Below are 19948 nucleotides of genomic sequence, written 5' to 3'. Positions count from 1 at the left end.
GATCATCAACTTTCCGGGCTCAGCAACTCGCTGCGGGTGGCCGAGACCTGCCCGTCGAGATCGATCGCCCGGCTGCAGAGGGTGACCGGAAGCTGCGCCGCCGTGATGACCTGAGACGACATCAATGCGCGTCGGTAACCAAAGGGATTGGTGCAGTCGACTGCGTCCGGCTTACCCAGCTTGAGCACGTAACGCCGCAAGTAGGGCTGGTCAGTCTGCCAGTTGATCCGTACATGGCCTGCTTGGTGACGATCGATGCTGTAGCGCACCTGCGGCGAGCCCTCGGCGAGCAGTTCCAGCGGCACGCTCAAGGCATTGGCCATTAACGCTGGCGAAGGCAGTTGGTCGGCCGACTGCACGCCGATCAGGCACAGGTGATACCTGCCGGGTTGGCTGCCGATCGGGTCGTCGATGTGGTTTTCACTGGACGCTAGGGTTGCGCTGTAGCCGACAGGATCCTCGCAGGCCAGCGCATCGCGCACGGTTTTGTAGCGGTAGTAAGGGGTATCGAGGCTGAAGCTCATGTTCCATGTCGCGGGGAGGGGCTGGCCCTGCGCGTCGCTGGCTACCCGCTTCAGCAGACGGATGGGCGGCTTCTGGACGAGTTGGAAGCCGGGCAGCAGGTCGCAGCCCTCTACGCTGAGGTCTACGTGTGCGTTGCGAAAGCATCCCATCACCCGTTGCACCGGAATCGCGAAGTTGTTCATGGGCGTACAGGCGCCACCGGGGGCGCAGGCCTGGCCGACCGCCGCACTGTTGAGCACGCTGACCACGCGGCCGTTGGCGCGTTCGATCACCGGGCTGCCTGAGGCGCCTTCGCTACGGGTGGGGCAGTCGTTGGTCTTGAGCTTGCGCCAGACCCAGGGGAAGTCGGTCACGCTGTCCACGTCAGTCTCTTTGCAATACGCCGCGCGCAAGCCGCTGTCTGGTCGGCTGGGCTCACCCACCATCACCACTTCGCTGCCCGCTGGGGCGCGTTTGCCGAGCGTCAACGGCTCGACCCCGGCGGCCATGACATCGGCCAGGCTGGCTTGCAGTTCCACCAGGGCCAGGTCACTGCCTTGCACGCTGCTCCACACTGTGCGCTTGAGGGGGAAGGCGGCGCGTGTATCGGGGGTGTCGATGAAGTAGTTGAATGTGATCGTACCTTGCGCCGGTGCGTCATGGACGATCTGGCCGTTACGGGTGCTCAGGCAGTGGCCGCTGGTCAGCACGTAGGCGGGGCCGTTGGTGGCAGATGTCTGCTCACGGCTGTCGATCAGGGTGGCGATGCATTGGGTGTAGGGCGGCACGCTCAGGCGACCGATGCCGGTCCAGTGGGCGTTTTCGCCGTTGGCATTGGTCAGCGGCGTGGGCACCGCCTGGGCGGCGATGGCGTTAAGGGTGGTCAGGGCCAGTACGCTGGCCAGGGCGTTGGTGGGGAGCATGGGCATGGGGCGGTTCTCTTCGTGGGGGGCGCCGTCACGCTGCCGTAACCGGACCCTGCGTTGTGGTGCTTATTGATGACGTCACCGCGCTGAGCAATATGTAGGCCTGCCCCGCGTTCTTGGCTGTATACGCTCCTTGGCCACCCTCAGCCTGGAGCCGCCCGCCCATGACCCCTTTGACCGATGACAAGCACGCCGTGGCGATTCAGTTCGCCAGCCGCCCGACCCTGCGCCAGGTCGCGGGGCGGCAGTTGATGCAGGTGCTGATTGAGCATCACCCGACGATTGCCGAGTACCGCCCGGAGCTGACATCTGCAGAGGTGCTGTACCTGATGATCCCCCAAGCGGATACCACCTGGCGCAACCAGCCGTTCGTCGACTACATCCTGCAAGCGCTGCTGGATCGACGCGTCCTCGATTTTTCCCGGGTGGCTGGTCTGGACTACCGCCTAAGCCTTGAGGTCCCGCGCCGGTTCTACGCCAACCCGGCCCCCTTCGAAGGTTCCGATGCCGACGTGGTCAGGCTCGAAGCGCTGACCGACGCGCTCAATGACCTGCTGGTACTGCTGCCCGAGCACTTCTGCCAGGCGCAGGTCGAGTACTGGCAAGGCACGGGCAGTGCCGGGGTCAGCCGCGACCGCTGGCTGCAACAGGCGATGAAGTCGGCCTGGTTGGCCAACCTGCCCCTGCAAGGCTTGGATGCCGAGCAACAGGGCTACGTCCATGGCCTGCTTCAAGGCGGCAAGCAATCGCCTAGCGTGAGTGTGCTCCAGGTGCAATTGAGCCAAGGCGCCGAGCGTTACCACACGCTGCTGCCGAACCTGCTGCTCATGGGCGAAAGCGATGCGCGCAAGGTGTTCCTCTGGTGCATGCCTTCCAGTGCCATCCGCGCGTTCGACTCGCTCGAAACCCTGGTCCTGTTCCTGCGCGATGCATTCGCTCAGGAGCAGGCGTTCGAGACGTTCGTGTGGAACCGCTACGAACTGGAGGGCGATGCGTTCGCCCAGCTGAGCACGTTGATGCTCGAGGCGTCGCTCGAGCGCGTGCGCCGTGTCCGCTACTCGCAACTGGCCGATGTCGACGCCCTGGAGCGCTGCTTCGCCGCGCTGTGCGACCCGTCGCGCCCCTTCATCGAGGGCTACCGCGTGAACGACCCGCAAGCCCGCGCGCTATTGCCGCCGCAGTTTCTGCACGCGGTGCCGGCCGACAGCTTCGCTTGCCAGTGCGCGCTGTTCGACCTGGCCCTGGCGCAGGCGCTGTCCGATGGTGTCGGCGCCCTGGATGGAGTGCTCGACCTACAGGCCTACGCGCGCCAGCAGTTGCGTACGCAGTTGCTGGCCGACCATCCCGACGACGCCAACTACTTCCCGGACGACCTGGAGTTGACCCTGACCATCGCCCGAGGCACACCCGGCGGTGCGGGCGCAGGCGTGGGTGGCGGCAGCGTGGCGCACCGGCGCATGAGCCTGACCGAATTCGCCATCGGCAACCTGAGTTCGCTGCAAGGCGCGCTGCTGAGCGCCGTCGAACACCGCAAGGGCCAGTTGATCATGGACTGGATGAACCCGGGCTACGTGCAGTCACTGGTCCAGCGGGTCGATATCGGCGGGCACTACCCGAACTACGTGGCGCAGTGCCTGGACGACCCTGCCCAGCGCGCGCAGCGGGTCGTGCGGTTCGGGCGCGAGTGGCGCTGCTCGCTGTTGTTCAGCGCCCTTTCGGCACGCCTGGCCAAGACCCTCAGCGAAGCGGCCCTGGGCTGCGTGGTCGACTACTGCCGCGGTGTCGTCGATCCGCAGTCGCCTGCGCAGATGCTGATGCCCTTGGCGTTCAAGCGCGAGCCCGATGCGACCTCCAGCGACAGGGCGGCGGGCATGTACGTGCTATTTTCCACCCAACCTGAATGTGTGCTGCTGTACCGGCCGCTGTACGGTAATGCCGCGCTCATCGAGTACGCCAGCCTTAGGGCGATGATGGCGGCGATCAGCCAGTCCGGTACGCTGCAGGACAGCGTCCTCGACTGGCTCACCCCCGAGGCGCGTCTTGTCTATGGCCGCGGCGGTTTTCTCGAGCCGCACCTGCTGCGGCCGATCGTCGACACCTCGGTGCTGCCTTCGCGGGTCAAGCCTGCCACCTTCGAGGCGCAGTTCTGGCAGCGCGACGTCGATGCCAAGCTGTACCAGGCCAACCGCGATCTGCTGGTGGAACTGGCCGACCGGCAATCGGTTTCCAATCGGGAAAGCCGCTGGGCGATCCTCACCCAGGGCGCCTGGTTGCTGTTCGATGTGGTCAGCCTGTTGCTGCGCGGGCCTGTGGCCACTGTTGCCTGGCTGGCGCAGGGCATCACAGGGATGCAGAACGACCTGGCGGCGCTGCGTGGCGACAACGCGTTCGAGCGCTCCGCGGCCGTGGTGGACCTGCTGCTCAACGCGTCAATGGCGTTGATGCACCTGCGCCTGCCGGGGGCGTCGGCCGTCACGCAATCGATCGTGCCTGCATCGGCCATCGAGCGCCTGCCGTTGCTGCAGCCAGCTCGCCGCGCACAGGCACTCAAGCCTTCGCAGGGCAAGGTCGGGTTAGCGGGGGCCCTGGGTGACGCGGCCACACGGCTGGACTTCTCGTGGCGCGGCGCCCAAGGGCTCAACGTGCTCACGGCCGAGCGGCGCAAGGCGCTGCAAGCCCTGCGTGTCGGGCAATCGCTTGACGGTCTGGAGGCGATTGGAAGCGGTGACCATCAAGGGCTGTATGCGCTCGAGGGACATCACTATTTGCCCTTGGATGGCGATGTGTACCGCGCTCGTGTCTCTGGCGAGGGGGTGCGCATCGTCGACCTTGCCGGGCAAGCGGGGCCTTGGGCGGTGTTCGTCGACGGCCAGTGGCGGATCGACCCGGCGCTGCGCCTGCGCGGCGGCATGCCGCGCAGTCGTCTGAAGGCGATGAAGGAGGAAAACCAGAGGTTGTTCGACAGTCTGCGTCATAGCGAGACGGTATTCGCGCAAACCAACAACCGACTGGGCAAGCTACTGGAGGACCACCGCGACCTACTGAACCAGAAGGACCGTCAGATTGCCGCATTGGAAGCCTTGCCCGCACTGGACGAGCTGAACCAGAACGTCCTCGACCTGACTCGGCGCTTGCGCAAGAAGATCAACGAGAAAGTCATCTACGAACTCAAGGCGGTGGTGGAGAACGGTATCGAGCATGACCGGCTCCTTGCTCGCCTGCACGACATGCGGATCGACGACACGGCGCTGCAAGCTTCGCTCGCGGAGCAGCGCAGTGGCGTGCGCCAGGCCCTCGTCGAGAATCTTTCGGTGTACTACAACGAGATGGCCTCGATGATCAACGAAGAGGGGCTGGATGATATCTCCAAGGATGTCGCCGTGCGCCCCGAGGGAGCGCTGGAGATACAGCACTACAAGACGTTCCTGGCCTCGCTGGAGAATGTCATCAAATGGGAGACCGACCTGGTCGACATCTCCCGAGTGCTGGACAAGGTGCTCGTGGATACCCTGAACGACACCTCGATCGTGTTCAAGAATGACAAGAACGAGGCGAGGATCAACAAGGACACCGAGCTCAAGCAGACTATCGAGCGCCGACGCCTGTCGGCCATCGACCTGGATTTCCGCCTGTTGCTCGACCTGGCCGAGGTCAGCCTCGACCGCTTGGTGGATGTCGAGGAGCGTACCTTGGAGCAGTACCTCGACTACCTGGCCAGCGAAGCCCTGAAGAGTGCGGGCAATGCCCATGGTGACCTGGCCGGGAGCGAGCTTTCGGTCAATGAGCGGATCGACGTTCTGACGGGCATCCTGGAGGCCTACGAAGAGGCCAGGGGGATGGCGGACTACCTGAGTAGCCTCGGTGGCCAGGCGATCCGGCAGGATCGTTTACAGCAGTACAAGCAGACCCTCGAAGGCCTCAAGAACTTGGCGGAAAAAGACCTGGCCGAGGCCGTCCGGGAAAAGGAACTCGAGCTGCCGCCGGTGAGACAGGCTTCCACCTACGCGCCACGCGGCGGCAGGCGCAAAGTAGTCAGGACCAGCCGCGGGCGCAGCGTCCTGGGTGAAGAGGTGGAGATCGACGGTATCGCGGTGATCCAGCAGCGGGACTTCCGCACCCAAAGCGTGATCAAGACTTTCCACAACCAGGGTGGGGAATGGGTCGAGCAAGCCTCGGGGAGCGGGGCTGACGACCTTCCGCCCGTTTCGCCCAAGGACCCGCGCATCGCGCGTCAGCGTGCCCATGCCTTGGTCGGCCAGGTGGACTCGGTAATCAACCTTGCCCGGCTGTACGTCAAGTCCGATGAAGCGCTCGGGCTTTCCGCGGTGATGGAGGGGCATATCGGCAAACTCAAGGAGGTGCAGGCCAAGTTGCCTAGGCTGACCCCTGAAGACGAGCTGTTCGACAACCTGAGCCAGGCGGTGACGCGTCTGCAGGCGACCCAGCGTGACCTGCTGACGGGCATGTACCTGGTCACCTCCCACCCCACGGCGAAGAGTTTGCGCTTTCTGTTCGAGCACAACGAAGTGACGGTTCACCGGGCCGGCCCACGGCGAATGCTGTCGGCCAAGGACTACCTGGACGTTTATGAGATTCGCCGCCGTCAGCGGGCGGGTGAGCAACAGGGCGAGGGCCTGTGGGAGGCGCATTTCCACTACCCTGCAACGACCACCGGCACACGGCAATTCAGCAAGGGCCATCTCAAGCTGTGGTCGCAGCGCAAGCTGGGGCGCAAGGCGCAACTGCATGCGGCGGCCAGCGGCAAGGACCTGCTGGCGATCTACCGAGGGGAAGTGCGACTGGGTGAGGTGGAGGGCGTTATTCCCTTCGACTGAGGCGCTCAGCGGTTCAGGTAGCGGCCTTGCTTGCCGTGCGCGGGCGTGGCCTGGTTGCCCCGTTCGGCGATCATCTGGTGCAGGCTGATCAGCTCGATGCCTTGGCTTTTCAGCCGGGGCAGTTGCTCCTCCAGGACCGCCAGGGTTTGTGGGTAGGGGTGGCCGATCAGCACCGCCGAGCCTTGCTTGCGCGCCTGGGCAATGCCCAACTGCAACTGTCCGCTGATCGCCTCTGTCGTGCGCACGTCATCGAGGAACACATCCCTCGAAACATGAGCCAGGCCGACGGTCTGCGCTTCGGCGGCTGCCACGGTGGCAGCGCTGGTGCGGCTGTCGACGAAGAACAGGTGGCGGCGCTGTAGTTCTTCCATAAGCCAGTGCATCGGCTTGCGCTGGGCAGTCATGCGGCTGCCCATGTGGTTGTTGATACCTGCGGCGAAGGGCACCTTTGCCAAGGCGGCGTTCAGGCGCCGGGCCAGCTCCTCGATCGGCGTGCCAGGGTGCCAGGCGTAGGGGCCGGTGGCCGGGTCCATGGGCATGTGCAGGATCACCGTGCGTCCGGCCTTGTGGGCCTGGCGGGCTAAGTCGGTGGCGTGCGGGGTGTCGGGCATTATCGCCATGGTCACCGGCCCAGGCAGGGCGAGGGTGCGGCTGTCACGCTCGCTGTTCTGGCCCAGGTCGTCGATGATGATGCTCAGGTAGGCCTTGCCCGGCGCCGCCTGGGCGGTACCGAGCATCAGGCAGATAAGCGTGAACAGCAGGTAACGCATTGGCAACGGTCAGTCGCCCTTGGTGATGTTCAGGCCCTTCAGCAGGCTGAGGGCCTGGCTGAGCTGGAAGTCGTTGTCCTGTGGGCGGTCCTTGCGCTTGCTGCTGCCGCTCGGACGGTCGGCGCCGCCGTTTCCGTTGCCCAAGTGACCCTGCAGATCGGCTTCCTTGAAGTTGTCGTTGTCGGCCTCGGCGGTAAGCTTGGCAGGACGCACCTCGATGTCCGGGACGATGCCCTGGGCCTGGATCGAGCGGCCGTTGGGGGTGAAGTAAAGCGCGGTGGTGAGCTTAAGCGCACGGTCGTTGGCCAGTGGTAGCACGGTCTGTACGGAGCCCTTGCCGAAGCTGTCGGTGCCCATCAGCACGGCGCGTTTCTGGTCCTGCAGGGCGCCAGCGACGATTTCCGAAGCCGAGGCGCTACCGCCGTTGATCAGCACCACCAGCGGCACGCCTTCGCTGGCGTCGGCCGGATCGGCAGAGTAGCGCAGCTCGGAATTGGCGATACGGCCCTTGGTGTAGACGATCAGGCCTTTGGTCAGGAAGTGGTCGGCCACTTCCACCGCCGACTGCAGCACGCCGCCGGGGTTGTTGCGCAGGTCGAGGACCACGCCGCGCAGCTTCTTGCCGTTGTCCTTGCGCAGCTTGGCCAGGGCCTTGCCTACCTCGTCGCCGGTCTTGACCTGGAACTGGGTGATGCGGATGTAGCCGTAGTCGTTTTCCAGCAGCTGGCTCTTGACGCTCTTGACCTGGATCACCGCGCGGGCCAGTGTCACGTCGAACGGCGTGCCGCCGTCGCGCACCAGGGTCAGGGTAATTTTCTCGCCGATCTTGCCGCGCATCTTGTCCACGGCCTCGGTCATGGTCTGGCCACGGGTTGGCGCGCCGTTGATCTTGACGATCAGGTCGCCGGCCTCGATGCCGGCGCGGGATGCCGGGGTGTCGTCAATGGGCGAGACCACCTTGACGAAGCCGTCTTCCATGCCCACTTCGATGCCCAGGCCGCCGAACTCGCCGCTGGTGCTTTCCTGCAGCTCCTGGAAGTCCTCGGGACCAAGGTAGGCCGAGTGCGGGTCGAGGTTGCTGAGCATACCCTTGATGGCGTTTTCCAGCAGGGTCTTGTCATCCACTGGCTCGACATAGGCTGCCTTGATACGGTCCATGACCTCGGCGAAGGTGCGCAGCTCGTCCAGCGGCAGCGGCGCCTTGGCGGTCACCTCGGTGGCCGGCACGGCGGCGGGCTTGGCCGTCGTCGGCTTGGCCGGCTCGGCGGCAACGGCCAGGGGCGCGCCGACGACCAGAGCGATGGTCAAGGCCAGCTGGGTGAGGCGAGGCGAGTGCAGCATGTCAAACGAACTCCTGATCCTGTTGGTGCTCCCGTTGGGAGCATCGGTGCCACCGTTTCGTGGGCGGCGCCGTAAAAGTAGCATTAACTAGCCTCGGCACCATTGCGCTGGGTCGGTTGGCCGGCCCTGCTGGCGAATCGCGAAGTACAAGCCCGCGTTGTCCTGGCCACCGCTGTCGCCTACGGTGGAGATGGCATCGCCGGCCTTGACGATGTCGCCAGCGCTCTTGAGCAGGCTCTGGTTGTGGCCGTACAGGCTCAGGTAGCCATTGCCATGGTCGAGAATGACCAGAAGTCCAGCGCCGCGCAACCAGTCGGCGAACACCACGCGCCCGCCGTGCACGGCGCGCACCTGGGTGCCGGCGCTGGCGCCGATCATCACCCCGTCCCACTTGGCCCGGGCATCGCCGCCGCGGGTATCGCCGAAGCGTGCCAGCAATCGACCATTGACTGGCCATGGAAGTTTTCCCCGGGCCGCAGAAAAAGCACCGCCGTAGCTGGCGCCATCGCTGGAAACCACTGGGCCGAGGGTGGTACGGGCCTTCTTCGGCGCTTCCTCGGGTTCCTGGGCGCTGGCCGCCGCGGCCAAGGCCTGCTGCTTGCGGCGTTTTTCTTCTTCCTGCTTGGCCAGCAGGGCGCGCTGGCGGGCTTCCTCGGCCTCGCGGGCCTGACGGGCGAGGGTTTCCTCGATGGTCTTGAGCACCTTGCCCAGGTCGGCCTGGTCCTGCTCGCGGCTCTGCAGCTTCTGGTCGCGTTCTTTCATGTCGCTGTTGAGCTTGGCCAGCACCTGCTGGCGCTTGTCGCGTTCGGCCACCAGCGCTTGACGGCGGCCGTCGAGGTCGGCGCGTTGGGTCAACAGCTGTTCCTGCTGGCGGACGATGTCTTGCTCGACATTGGCCAACTGGCGCAGGGTCTCGTTGAAGGCGCGCAACTGCTCCATGCGTGCCTTGCTGAGGTAATCGTAATAAGTGAGGGTGCGGGCGAACTTCTCGGGGTTCTGCTGGTTCAGCAGCAGCTTGAGGTATTCCTCGCGGCCATTGTTCTGATAAGCGGAACGGGCCTGGATAGCAATCAGGCGTTGCTGTTCAACGCGGGCGCTCTGGAGTTTTTTTTTCTCGTGATCAAGGCGCTCCAGTTCGCCCTCTGTCTTTTTTAGTTCTTGCTGCAGTGCCTCCACCTGTTTCTCGAGGTTGCCGATGTCGGTCTCGGTGGACTTGAGGTCTTTCTGCACGCCGGCTTTCTCCTCTTGGAGCTTGCCCAGCATCTTCTTCAGCTCGGCGATGTCCTGGCGGGTGGCGTCCAGCTGCTGCTGGGTCTGCGCGCGCTCGTCGGCGAAGGCCGGGGTGAGCAGGCATGACAGGGCGAGTAAAAAGAGGGCGCGGAGCATGGGGTTTGGCGTACCGGGGATGGAGACTGGCCTAGTATGCCCTTGCGGGCCTGCAAAAAAAACGCCCCGCGGCTTGGGCGGCGGGGCGTTGGTCTGGAATTAGGGTATTTCGGGGCCACAAAGCGGCCCCAGTACAACCCTCAAGCATCGATCAGGATCGAGGTTCCGGTCATTTCCGCCGGCTTTTCCAGCCCCAGCAGCTTGAGCATGGTCGGCGCCACATCGGCCAGTACGCCGCCTTCGCGGACCTTGACCTGACGCTTGCCGACATAGATGAACGGCACCGGCTCGGTGGTGTGGGCGGTGTGCGCCTGGCCGGTGCATTCGTCTTCCATCTGCTCGACGTTGCCGTGGTCGGCGGTGATCAGCGCTTCGCCGCCGACCTTGTCCAGCGCCTCGACGATGCGACCGACGCAACCGTCCAGCGCTTCCACGGCCTTGACCGCCGCGTCGAATACGCCCGTGTGGCCGACCATGTCGCCGTTGGCGTAGTTGACCACGATCACGTCGTAACGCTGCTGCTCAATGGCCTCGACAATACGGTCGGTGACCTCGGGGGCGCTCATTTCTGGCTGCAGGTCATAGGTGGCGACCTTTGGCGATGGGATCAGGATGCGTTCTTCGCCTTCGAACGGCTCTTCGCGCCCGCCCGAGAAGAAGAAGGTGACATGGGCGTACTTCTCGGTCTCGGCAATGCGCAGTTGGGTCTTGCCGTTCTTGGCAAGGTATTCGCCGAGTACGTTGTTCAGGCTGGCCGGGGCAAACGCCGCTGGGGCCGGAATCTTCGCCGAGTACTGGGTCAGGCCGATGTAGGCCGCCAGTTTCGGCAGGCGGGCGCGAGGGAATTCGTTGAAATCGGCCTCGACGAACACACGCGACAGCTCGCGGGCACGGTCGGCGCGGAAGTTCATGAAGATCACCGCGTCGCCGTCCTCGACCTTCACGGCTTCGCCGACACGGGTGGCCTTGACGAACTCGTCGCTCTCGTCGCGGGCATAGGCGGCTTCGAGGCCGGCCAGGGCGGTGTCGGCGGTGTAGTCGGCGACGCTGTCGACGATCAGGTTGTAGGCGGCGCTCACGCGGTCCCAGCGGTTGTCGCGGTCCATGGCGTAGTAGCGGCCGATCAGGCTGGCGATGCGGCCCTTGCCCAGCTTGGCGAAGGTGGCGTCGAGCAGTTCGATGGACGACTGGGCGCTGCGCGGTGGGGTGTCGCGGCCATCGAGGAAGGCGTGCAGGTAGATCTTCTCGGCGCCACGCTGCGCGGCCAGCTCGGCCATGGCGACCAAGTGGTCTTGGTGGCTGTGCACGCCGCCGTCGGAGAGCAGGCCGAGGATATGCACGGCCTTGCCAGCACCGACGGCCTTGTCCACCGCGCCGCCGAGCACGGGATTCTCGAAGAACTCGCCGTCACGGATGGCCTTGGTCACCCGAGTGAAGTCCTGGTACACCACACGGCCGGCGCCAAGGTTCATGTGTCCGACTTCGGAGTTGCCCATCTGCCCGTCGGGCAGTCCCACGTCCATGCCGGAACCGGAGATCAGGCCATGCGGCTGGGTGGCGCGCAGGCGGTCGTAGACCGGCGTGTTGGCAGCGAAGATGGCGTTGTATTCGGGGCTTTCGCTGTGACCGAAGCCATCCAGGATGATCAGGACCAGGGGTTTAGGCGTACTCGTCATCAATCAAACTCACGGTTGTTCAAAGATGATAAAGACACGCATTTTAGGGCAAATCCGCCAGCGACGGCGAATATTCCTCCCCTTGCCCGACAGGCGCGGCCAGGCATGCAACATGAAGACGCGTTTGCCGCCAGCCCAGTGGGCTTTGGTGGTCATGGGGCGCTGTGTATACTGGCCGCCATTTTCAATCGCCTGGAACACCCCTGATGGTTGCTCACCTGATTCAATTCGCGACAGATCACTACATCCTGGTGGCCATTTTCGTCGTCCTGCTGGTCCTGCTGCTGATCAACGAAGTCCGCCGTGGCGGCCAGAGCCTGAGCAACGGCCAGCTGACCGCGCTGGTCAACGCCGACAAGGCCGTGGTGATCGATATCCGTACCGCCAAGGAATACTCGGCCGGGCATATCGTCGGTGCGCTGAACATTCCCCAGGACAAAGTGGCCGGCCGCATGAGCGAGCTGGAAAAACACAAAGAAAAGACCCTGATCGTCGTCGACGCGATGGGCCAGCAGTCCGGCACCCTGTGCCGCGAACTGCTCAAGGCTGGTTACACCGCCGCCAAGCTCAGCGGTGGCGTTTCCAGCTGGAAAGCCGATAACCTGCCCCTGGTGAAGTGATATGAAGCCCGTCATCGTCTATTCCAGCGACTACTGCCCCTACTGCATGCGCGCCAAGTACCTGCTCGAGAGCAAGGGCGTGGCGTTCGAGGAGATCAAGGTCGACGGCAAACCCCAGGTTCGCGCCGAAATGAGCCAGAAGGCCGGCCGCACCTCGGTGCCGCAGATCTGGATCGGCAGCACGCACGTCGGTGGATGCGATGACCTCTATGCCCTGGAGCGCGCGGGCAAGCTCGACGCGCTGCTGGCGGCCTGATTCGCACTGCATTCAAGAACATTAGGAAAAGGATCTGCCATGACCGAGCAACAGACCAACGGCGCCACTGACGCCAACGCCCCACAATTCTCCCTGCAGCGCATCTACGTGCGCGATCTGTCGTTCGAGGCGCCGAAAAGCCCGCAGATCTTCCGCCAGCAGTGGGAACCGAGCGTCTCGCTGGACCTGAACACCCGCCAGAAGGCCCTGGAAGGCGACTTCCACGAAGTCGTGCTGACCCTGTCGGTGACCGTCAAGAACGGCGACGAAGTGGCCTTCATCGCCGAAGTGCAGCAGGCCGGCATCTTCCTGATTGCCAACCTCGACGCCGCTTCGATGAGCCACACCCTTGGCGCGTTCTGCCCGAACATCCTGTTCCCGTACGCCCGTGAGACCCTGGACAGCCTGGTGACCCGTGGCTCGTTCCCGGCGCTGATGCTGTCGCCGGTCAACTTCGACGCCCTGTACGCGCAAGAGATGCAGCGCATGCAGGAAGCCGGCGAAGTGCCGACCGTGCAGTAATCGCTGAAACAAGAAAGGGCGACTTCGGTCGCCCTTTTTTGTTCGTCGGTGTGCCCCGCGAAAGACCTTTCAGGCAAACCCCTGCTGCCGCCACGCCTCGTACACCGTCACCGCCACGGTATTGGACAGGTTCAGGCTCCGGCACCCCGGCCGCATCGGCAGGCGCAGGCGCTGCTCGGGGGCCAGGCTGTCCAGTACCTCGGCCGGCAGGCCACGGCTTTCAGGCCCGAACAGGAACGCATCGCCAGGTTGGTACTCGACCTCATGGAACGGGTGCGAACCCTTGGTGGTAAAGGCGAACAGCCGCGGCTGATTCAGGCTTTCCAGGCATTCGGCCAGGCTTTGGTGACGCTTGAGCGTGGCATACTCGTGGTAGTCCAGCCCGGCCCGGCGCAGGCGCTTGTCATCCAGTTCGAAGCCGATCGGCTCGATCAGGTGCAGGTCGCACCCGCTATTGGCGCACAGGCGGATGATGTTGCCGGTATTCGGCGGAATTTCTGGTTGAAAAAGGATGACGTGAAACATGCACGGCTCCAAGCATGAGGATAACGAGCATTCTACCCCCGAACCCGACCCGCGTTCGAAGGCCTTCCCGCGGGTGATCCTGTCGCTGGCGATTGTCGGGCTGATGGTGGGCATGATGATCGGACGCCTGACCACCCCGGAGGAGCGGGTGCTCGAGCAGGTGCAGGTGGTGCAGGATGGCCTGGACCTGTGGTTCAACGAAGAGCCCAGGCTGCATGGCGAGAACGTCCAGGGCACCGTGGCCATCGTGTTCGAGGCTCAGGGCAAGACCCAGCGTGGTCAGCTGAGCCTGCAGGGCAAGCCGGTGGGCTGGCGCCTGCAGAAGAGCGAAGAGGGGCTGGTGCTGACTGTGGTGGCCGCCCGCCCCCTGCGCGGTGAGTGGGCCGCAATAGAGGAGGCGGGGCGCTGGCGGGTGCAGGTGAGGCTGCATGAATAAAAGAGGGGATTTCCCGGCCTGCCTGTACCGAGGTCCCCAAAACTGGAGGTAATTGGTACATAGCAGGGAGCGTGCCAGGTCTTGTGCGCCCAGAAATACGGTGTTCCGGCCATTTTTTGAGGGCTTGCGAGGGCGAATCTGCCTTTTGCTGGTGCGCGCAGCACAGCAACGGTGCAAATGGGGCCTGATAATTTTGCCAGTTTCGGACACTGCCAGCCTCGGTTAGCTTTCGGCTCATGATTCCCGGCTCGATAGGAGTGACTGTTCATGAGCCAGTACTTGCCGATGACAGATCACCAGCGATCACCTTTCAGAGGACGCAATTTCTCCAGGGCGTATACGCCATATGGTGCTACTACGGCTGCAGGAGGCCCAATTCTCGGTTTCTGTGGGCAGCCCTGCGAGAGGCCCATTGGTATCTACCCTCTGGGCAACGGCTACCGTTGTTATTCCCCAACCGCGTTGCGCTTCCTGTCTCCGGATCGATTGAGTCCTTTTGATGAGGGAGGGATCAATGCCTATGGCTACTGCGCGGGTGATCCAGTCAACAAATGGGACCTCAGTGGCGGGGTATGGGAGCCGATATTTGGTGGCATCATGGGTATTATCGGCACGGTGGAGACAGCAAGTAGCCTGGCCACAAATATCAAACTCAGAAAGAATATAAAAACGCAGAAAGCTACTTCCAATGACCCTGCCGTGCTGAATACTGTAGAGCCCACCAGAACACGTATTCTGGAAGAGAAGATAGCAACAGGCTTGGCACTGGGCGCCACGGCAAGTGCTGGGGCTACTTTGGCTGGTGTGGCAGTGGCCGCACCCGTTGGAGTTGTTCTTGCCGGAGGATCCTTTGGCGCGTGGGCCCTGGATAAGGTGGCAGCTCGTCGTGAAGAGAAGAGACGTGAAAACCCACTAGATTTTCTGGGGCGCTCGGCAGGGACTCGCGAGAACCAGATCATTGCCGCGTTCAAGGTGGTCAGAAAGGCGATCAATGACGACATAGGGTCGATTGAATCTGCACCCAATGAGGTTTTGGCGGCTGCCAATGAGTTGAGAGAACTGGTCTGACTTACCGTCTAAGTTGATGTTGTGCGGCGCACGTGAGGACCACAAATGGCCCTCACTGGCCTGTACTCTCTTGATGGTTAGTGATCTTCACCTTCATCGTCATCCGAACCATCTACTTTCATCCCCAACTCCTTGATCTTTCGCGTCAAGGTATTGCGCCCCCACCCCAGCAACAGCGCTGCATCACGACGACGTCCGGCCGTATGCTTGAGCGCGGTCTCGATCATGATCCGCTCGAAGCTCGGCACGGCGCTGTCGAGCAAACTTGACTGGCCACGGGCCAGGGCCTGGTCGGCCCACTGGCGCAAGGCCTGTTCCCAGTTGGTCACGGGCGCTGCGTCCTGGGGCAGGTTGAGCAGCTCCGGCGGCAGGTCGCCGACCAGCACTTCGCGGCTGGAGGCCATCACCGTGATCCAACGACAGGTGTTCTCCAGCTGGCGCACGTTGCCCGGCCAGGGCAGGTTGCGGATGAATTCCTCGGTCTCCGGCTTGAGCAGCTTGGGTTCCACCGCCAGCTCCTGGGCGGCGCGACCTAGGAAATGGCGGGCCAGGGCCGGGATGTCCTCGCGCCGGTCCGCCAGGCGCGGTATATGGATGCGGATCACGTTGAGGCGGTGGAACAGGTCTTCACGGAACTTGCCGGCCTGCACCAGCGACTCGAGGTTCTGGTGGGTGGCGGCAATGATGCGCACATCCACCTTTACCGGCACATGGCCGCCGACCCGGTAGAACTCGCCATCGGCCAGCACCCGCAGCAGGCGGGTCTGGGTGTCGGCGGGCATGTCACCGATCTCGTCGAGGAACAGCGTGCCGCCGTCGGCCTGCTCGAAACGCCCACGACGCAGGTTGGCGGCGCCGGTAAAGGCGCCTTTCTCATGGCCGAACAGCTCGGACTCCATCAGGTCCTTGGGGATCGCCGCCATGTTCAGGGCGATGAACGGCGACGCCGCACGCGGGCTGTGACGGTGCAGGGCGTGGGCTACCAGCTCTTTACCTGTGCCGGACTCACCGTTGATCAGCACGGTGATGTTGGAGTGGCTGAGGCGACCGATGGCGCGGAACACCTCCTGCATCGCCGGCGCCTCGCCGATGATCTCGGGCGTGCGGGTCAGTGCCTGGGGCACTTCCAGGGCCTGCTGTTCCTGTGCATGCTGGTTGGCGCGCTTGACCAGTGACACCGCCTCGTCGACATCGAACGGCTTGGGCAGGTATTCGAAGGCGCCGCCTTGGTAAGAGGCCACCGCGCTGTCCAGGTCGGAGTGGGCGGTCATGATGATCACCGGCAGCCCTGGGTGCTGTTCGCGGATCTGGGCGAGCAGGTCAAGGCCGCTGGCGCCGGGCATGCGGATGTCCGAGATGATCACATCCGGTTGCTGGCGGGCCAGGCGGCCCATGACGCCGTCGGCGCTGTCGAAGCTCTGGGTGGTCATGCCTTCCTGCTGCAGGGCCTTTTCCAGGACCCAGCGGATGGAACGATCATCATCGACGATCCAGACGGTTTCACTTCGGCTCATGGGGCGGTGGCTCCTTGTTCCAGGGGCAGGTAGATCGAGAAGGTGGTGTGGCCGGGGTGGCTCTCGCACTCGATCAGGCCCTGGTGCTGGCTGATGATGTTCTGGGTGATGGCCAGGCCCAGCCCGGTACCGTCCGGGCGGCCGCTGACCATGGGATAGAAGAGGGTGTCCTGCAGTTCCGTGGGAATGCCGGGGCCGTTGTCGACGATCTCGATCCGGGCGACCAGGCGGTGGCGCACATGGCCGATGGTGAACTGGCGCACGGCGCGGCTGCGCAAGGTGATGCGGCCCAGGCGCAGCTCGTTCTGCCCGCCGATGGCCTGCATGGCGTTGCGCACGATGTTGAGCACGGCCTGGATCATCTGCTCGCGGTCGATCAGTACGTCCGGCAGGCTAGGGTCGTAGTCGCGCACCAAGGTGATGCAGCCCTGGCTCTCGGCCTCGACCAGGCTGCACACGCGCTCGAGCACTTCGTGGATGTTGGTCATGGCCAGCGACGGCAGCTTGTTCGAGCCAAGCATGCGGTCGACCAGGTTACGCAGGCGGTCGGCTTCCTCGATGATCACGTTGGTGTAGTCGCGCAGGCTTTCTTCCGGCAGTTCACGGGCCAGCAACTGGGCCGCGCCACGGATGCCGCCGAGAGGGTTCTTGATCTCGTGGGCCAGGCCGCGCACCAGCATCTTGGTGGTCTCCTGCTTGCTCAGCTGGGCCTCTTCCTTGGTGATGCGCAACAGGCGATCGCGTGGGTGCACCTCCAGCAACAGCAGGGTCTGGCCCAGGTGCAGGATGGGCGTGACGGCATAGTCGACGGTGATGGTCTGTCCGGTCAGCGAGGTCAGCTGCGCTTCACGCTTGGTGAACGGGTGCGCCTGCTCCACCGCCTGGCGCAACGAATTGAGCGCCTCGGTCGATTCGGTGAACAGCTCGCTAATGAACTGCCCGTGGCTGCGCTGGCCGCTGACGGCCAGAAGCATCTCCGCCGCCGGGTTCATGTACTCCAGGCGCAGTTCAGAATTGAGCAACAGCGTGGCCGTGGTCAGGTTGTCCAGAAGCAGACGGTGCTGTGCATCGCTGATGGTCATAAGGCGTCGTTGACCTCTTTTGGCACAGTGGCGCCCAAGGGCTCAGGCCTGGGGCGCGCACGGAAGAGTGCTGGATGCAGTGAAAATGCAAGAACCAAACCAAGGCTCCGAAAAGAAGCGGAAATTCCGGATAAAGACTCGGAAATGCGCGAATTCGAGCCAGAAAGCCTTGGTTTATCGATTCTTGTGACCCAAATTGGGGTACATGATGGGGCGGCTTGCGCAATCATGCACCAATATGGAGCATAGGGCGGTCAGCGCAATTTGCACAGCTGGGCGCTGGCGCGAACCAGGGCGAGGTGGCGCGTGGTGTCCTGGGCGCGTTGCTGCAGGGCGTCGGCCAAGTGGTTGGCGCAATTGGCCGGCGGGGTCTGGTCAAAGCGGGCGAGGGCGCTCAGCAGCTGTTCCTGCAGCAGATCCAGTTCCGGGCGCACGTCGTTGGCCAGGTCGCGGCGTGGCAGGGCTGGCGCTTGACGGGCGCGATGCCAGGTGTCGAGCAGGTGGTACTGCAGGAGCTTGTTGGCTTCGATCTGGTCGGCAAAAAAGGCCTCGACGCGTGCCGGATCCAGGTGGTGAGCGACGGCGGCCTGCCGCGCACTGGCCAATACCTGCTGCTCGCGGGCGCTGGCCTGCACCGGTTGTTGGTGATCCCACTTGTGCAGGGCGACCGCTTCGGCCAGGTCCAGGCGCCGGTCAATGGTGGCAAGCAGCTGATCCAGGGTTGGCGTGACGCTCGGTGAGGTGGCACAGCCGGATAGGGCGAAGCAGCAGGTCAGGGCGAGGGTGGTGGCACGCATGGCGATCTCCTTGGGAATGAAGCCTCGAGTGTCGCCTTTGGCTGTGTGGCGGCTAATAGGTGTTGTCCGATTATGAGGGTATGAAAAAGAAACGGCCTCCCGAGGGAGGCCGTCCTGATGTCATCGACGCGGGGCGCCGATCATATCAGCAGCTGTAGTACAGCTCGTATTCCAGCGGGTGCACGAAGGTGCGGACCTTGATCTCTTCTTCGCTCTTCAGCTCGATGAAGGCATCGATGAAGTCGTCGGAGAACACGCCGCCCTTGGTCAGGAACGCACGGCCCTTGTCCAGCTCTTCCAGGGCTTCCTTCAGGCTGCCGCACACTTGCGGGATGTCTTTCGCCTCTTCAGGCGGCAGGTCGTACAGGTTCTTGTCGGCGGCATCGCCTGGGTGGATCTTGTTCTGGATGCCGTCCAGGCCTGCCATCAGCAGGGCCGCGAAGGCCAGGTATGGGTTGGCCGACGGGTCCGGGAAGCGTGCTTCGATACGGCGGGCTTTCGGGCTACCGACGTACGGAATACGGATCGAGGCGGAACGGTTGCGAGCCGAGTAGGCCAGCATTACCGGGGCTTCAAAACCTGGGACCAGACGCTTGTAGGAGTTGGTCGAAGGGTTGGTGAAGCCGTTCAGGGCCTTGCCGTGCTTGATGATGCCGCCGATGAAGTACAGGGCGGTATCGGACAGGCCGGCATAGCCTTCGCCGGAGAAGGTGTTCTTGCCGTCTTTCCAGATCGACATGTGCACGTGCATGCCCGAGCCGTTGTCGCCGTACAGAGGCTTGGGCATGAAGGTGGCGGTACGGCCATAAGCGTCGGCAACATTGTGCACGACATACTTCAGGGCCTGCACTTCATCCGCTTTCTTGACCAGGGTGTTGAACTTGACGCCGATCTCGTTCTGGCCGGCGGTCGCCACTTCGTGGTGGTGAACTTCGACGGTCTGGCCCATTTCTTCCAGGGCATTGCACATGGCAGTACGGATTTCGTGGTCGTGGTCGAACGGCGGAACCGGGAAGTAGCCGCCTTTCACGCCCGGACGGTGGCCTTTGTTGCCGCCTTCGACGTCAGCGCCGGTCATCCACGAGCCTTGCTCGGAGAAGATCTTGAACATCGAACCGGAGATGTCCGACTGGAACTTCACTTCGTCGAAGATGAAGAACTCAGGCTCTGGGCCGGCGAACACGGTGTCACCGATGCCGGTGCTCTTCAGGTACTCTTCGGCGCGCTTGGCGATGCCGCGCGGGTCGCGATCGTAGCCCTGCATGCTCGACGGATCGACGATATCGCAGGTGATGATCAGGGTCGGCTCTTCGGTGAATGGGTCCAGCACGGCGGTTTCGTCGACCGGCATCAGGATCATGTCGGAGGCTTCGATGCCTTTCCAGCCAGCGATGGAGGAACCGTCGAACATCTTGCCGACTTCGAAGAAGTCTTCGTCCAGGCCATCGCGCGCCGGCATGGTCACGTGATGCTGAATGCCCTTGGTGTCCGTGAAACGCAGATCAATCCACTTGACGTCATGATCTTTGATGAGTTGAACCGACTTCGACATGTTGTCCTCCGGATGGTCTAGGGCGCAGTTGGCCGCTGCCCTGGAAAAAGGGTGTCGCTGGGCGCGGATAGTCGGCCAAGCGTACCTGCCTCACAAGGGAGCAAATTGCATGCCAGTGCCCAAAAATGGCGAGAGTGG

General features: G+C 63.5%; 17 protein-coding genes. 6 read left to right on the top strand and 11 right to left on the bottom strand.

All coding sequences use genetic code 11. The features are described 5' to 3' along the window. Positions 1-5: 5 nt before the first annotated feature. Complete coding sequence (locus AC25MA_RS04330) at positions 6-1433, bottom strand: trypsin-like serine peptidase (RefSeq protein ID WP_028688417.1); 1428 nt, start codon at positions 1431-1433, stop codon at positions 6-8. A gap of 161 nt (positions 1434-1594) precedes the next feature. Here AC25MA_RS04330 and AC25MA_RS04325 point away from each other — a divergent pair, with 161 nt between their 5' ends. Then, a complete protein-coding gene (locus AC25MA_RS04325; RefSeq protein WP_486971806.1) occupies positions 1595-6265 on the top strand; it encodes a dermonecrotic toxin domain-containing protein in 4671 nt (1556 codons plus the stop codon). 5 nt (positions 6266-6270) lie between these two features. Here the strand turns inward: AC25MA_RS04325 and AC25MA_RS04320 are convergent, their stop codons facing one another. The 5 genes from AC25MA_RS04320 to AC25MA_RS04300 all read right to left on the bottom strand — a co-directional run bounded on the left by AC25MA_RS04320 (position 6271) and on the right by AC25MA_RS04300 (position 11594). After that, positions 6271-7035, bottom strand: coding sequence for a divergent polysaccharide deacetylase family protein (locus tag AC25MA_RS04320; RefSeq protein ID WP_486971805.1), 765 nt, complete (start codon positions 7033-7035; stop codon positions 6271-6273). 9 nt (positions 7036-7044) lie between these two features. Continuing rightward, positions 7045-8376 (bottom strand): S41 family peptidase, encoded by a 1332-nt coding sequence (locus tag AC25MA_RS04315; RefSeq protein WP_028688414.1) that lies wholly within the window; start codon positions 8374-8376, stop codon positions 7045-7047. A gap of 87 nt (positions 8377-8463) precedes the next feature. Then, complete coding sequence (locus tag AC25MA_RS04310; protein WP_028688413.1) at positions 8464-9762, bottom strand: murein hydrolase activator EnvC family protein; 1299 nt, start codon at positions 9760-9762, stop codon at positions 8464-8466. 140 nt (positions 9763-9902) lie between these two features. After that, positions 9903-11438, bottom strand: a complete 1536-nt coding sequence (gene gpmI, locus AC25MA_RS04305; protein ID WP_028688412.1) for a 2,3-bisphosphoglycerate-independent phosphoglycerate mutase — start codon at positions 11436-11438, stop codon at positions 9903-9905. 9 nt (positions 11439-11447) lie between these two features. Next, a complete protein-coding gene (locus tag AC25MA_RS04300; RefSeq protein WP_175406146.1) occupies positions 11448-11594 on the bottom strand; it encodes a hypothetical protein in 147 nt (48 codons plus the stop codon). Positions 11595-11644: 50 nt separating this feature from the next. On the opposite strand from AC25MA_RS04300, the gene AC25MA_RS04295 reads away from it, so the two are divergent. The 3 genes from AC25MA_RS04295 to secB are packed head-to-tail and all read left to right on the top strand — an operon-like array spanning position 11645 to position 12836. Further along, the gene (locus tag AC25MA_RS04295; RefSeq protein WP_028688411.1) at positions 11645-12058 is read left to right on the top strand and encodes a rhodanese-like domain-containing protein; all 414 of its coding nucleotides are present in this window, start codon (positions 11645-11647) and stop codon (positions 12056-12058) included. Between the two features lies 1 nt (position 12059). Further along, positions 12060-12314 carry a glutaredoxin 3 gene (gene grxC / locus AC25MA_RS04290; RefSeq protein WP_003249204.1) on the top strand — a complete coding sequence of 85 codons (255 nt, stop codon included), beginning with the start codon at positions 12060-12062 and terminating at the stop codon, positions 12312-12314. A gap of 39 nt (positions 12315-12353) precedes the next feature. After that, positions 12354-12836, top strand: a complete 483-nt coding sequence (gene secB / locus AC25MA_RS04285) for a protein-export chaperone SecB (RefSeq protein WP_011531802.1) — start codon at positions 12354-12356, stop codon at positions 12834-12836. 69 nt (positions 12837-12905) lie between these two features. On the opposite strand, the gene trmL is transcribed toward secB, so the two are convergent. Then, the gene (trmL, locus tag AC25MA_RS04280; protein WP_028688410.1) at positions 12906-13361 is read right to left on the bottom strand and encodes a tRNA (uridine(34)/cytosine(34)/5-carboxymethylaminomethyluridine(34)-2'-O)-methyltransferase TrmL; all 456 of its coding nucleotides are present in this window, start codon (positions 13359-13361) and stop codon (positions 12906-12908) included. On the opposite strand from trmL, the gene AC25MA_RS04275 reads away from it, so the two are divergent. Then, complete coding sequence (locus tag AC25MA_RS04275; RefSeq protein ID WP_028688409.1) at positions 13360-13797, top strand: hypothetical protein; 438 nt, start codon at positions 13360-13362, stop codon at positions 13795-13797. The genes trmL and AC25MA_RS04275 overlap by 2 nt on opposite strands. 267 nt (positions 13798-14064) lie before the next feature. Further along, positions 14065-14865 carry an RHS repeat-associated core domain-containing protein gene (locus AC25MA_RS04270; RefSeq protein ID WP_280093007.1) on the top strand — a complete coding sequence of 267 codons (801 nt, stop codon included), beginning with the start codon at positions 14065-14067 and terminating at the stop codon, positions 14863-14865. A gap of 77 nt (positions 14866-14942) precedes the next feature. On the opposite strand, the gene ntrC is transcribed toward AC25MA_RS04270, so the two are convergent. The 4 genes from ntrC to glnA form a co-directional block, all read right to left on the bottom strand. Beyond that, positions 14943-16379: a nitrogen regulation protein NR(I) gene (gene ntrC, locus AC25MA_RS04265; RefSeq protein WP_028688408.1), complete on the bottom strand. Its 1437-nt coding sequence runs from the start codon at positions 16377-16379 to the stop codon at positions 14943-14945. After that, positions 16376-17461 carry a nitrogen regulation protein NR(II) gene (glnL, locus tag AC25MA_RS04260; RefSeq protein ID WP_062362614.1) on the bottom strand — a complete coding sequence of 362 codons (1086 nt, stop codon included), beginning with the start codon at positions 17459-17461 and terminating at the stop codon, positions 16376-16378. The genes ntrC and glnL overlap by 4 nt, the downstream gene beginning before the upstream one ends. A gap of 254 nt (positions 17462-17715) precedes the next feature. Beyond that, positions 17716-18258: a chorismate mutase gene (locus tag AC25MA_RS04255; protein WP_028688406.1), complete on the bottom strand. Its 543-nt coding sequence runs from the start codon at positions 18256-18258 to the stop codon at positions 17716-17718. 145 nt (positions 18259-18403) lie between these two features. Next, a complete protein-coding gene (gene glnA, locus AC25MA_RS04250; protein ID WP_028688405.1) occupies positions 18404-19810 on the bottom strand; it encodes a type I glutamate--ammonia ligase in 1407 nt (468 codons plus the stop codon). Positions 19811-19948: the final 138 nt, after the last annotated feature.

Source organism: Pseudomonas sp. P65(2024) (genome assembly GCF_057480955.1).
The sequence above is the reverse complement of the archived record's forward strand: the minus strand, read 5'-3'. Positions and strand labels throughout refer to the sequence as shown.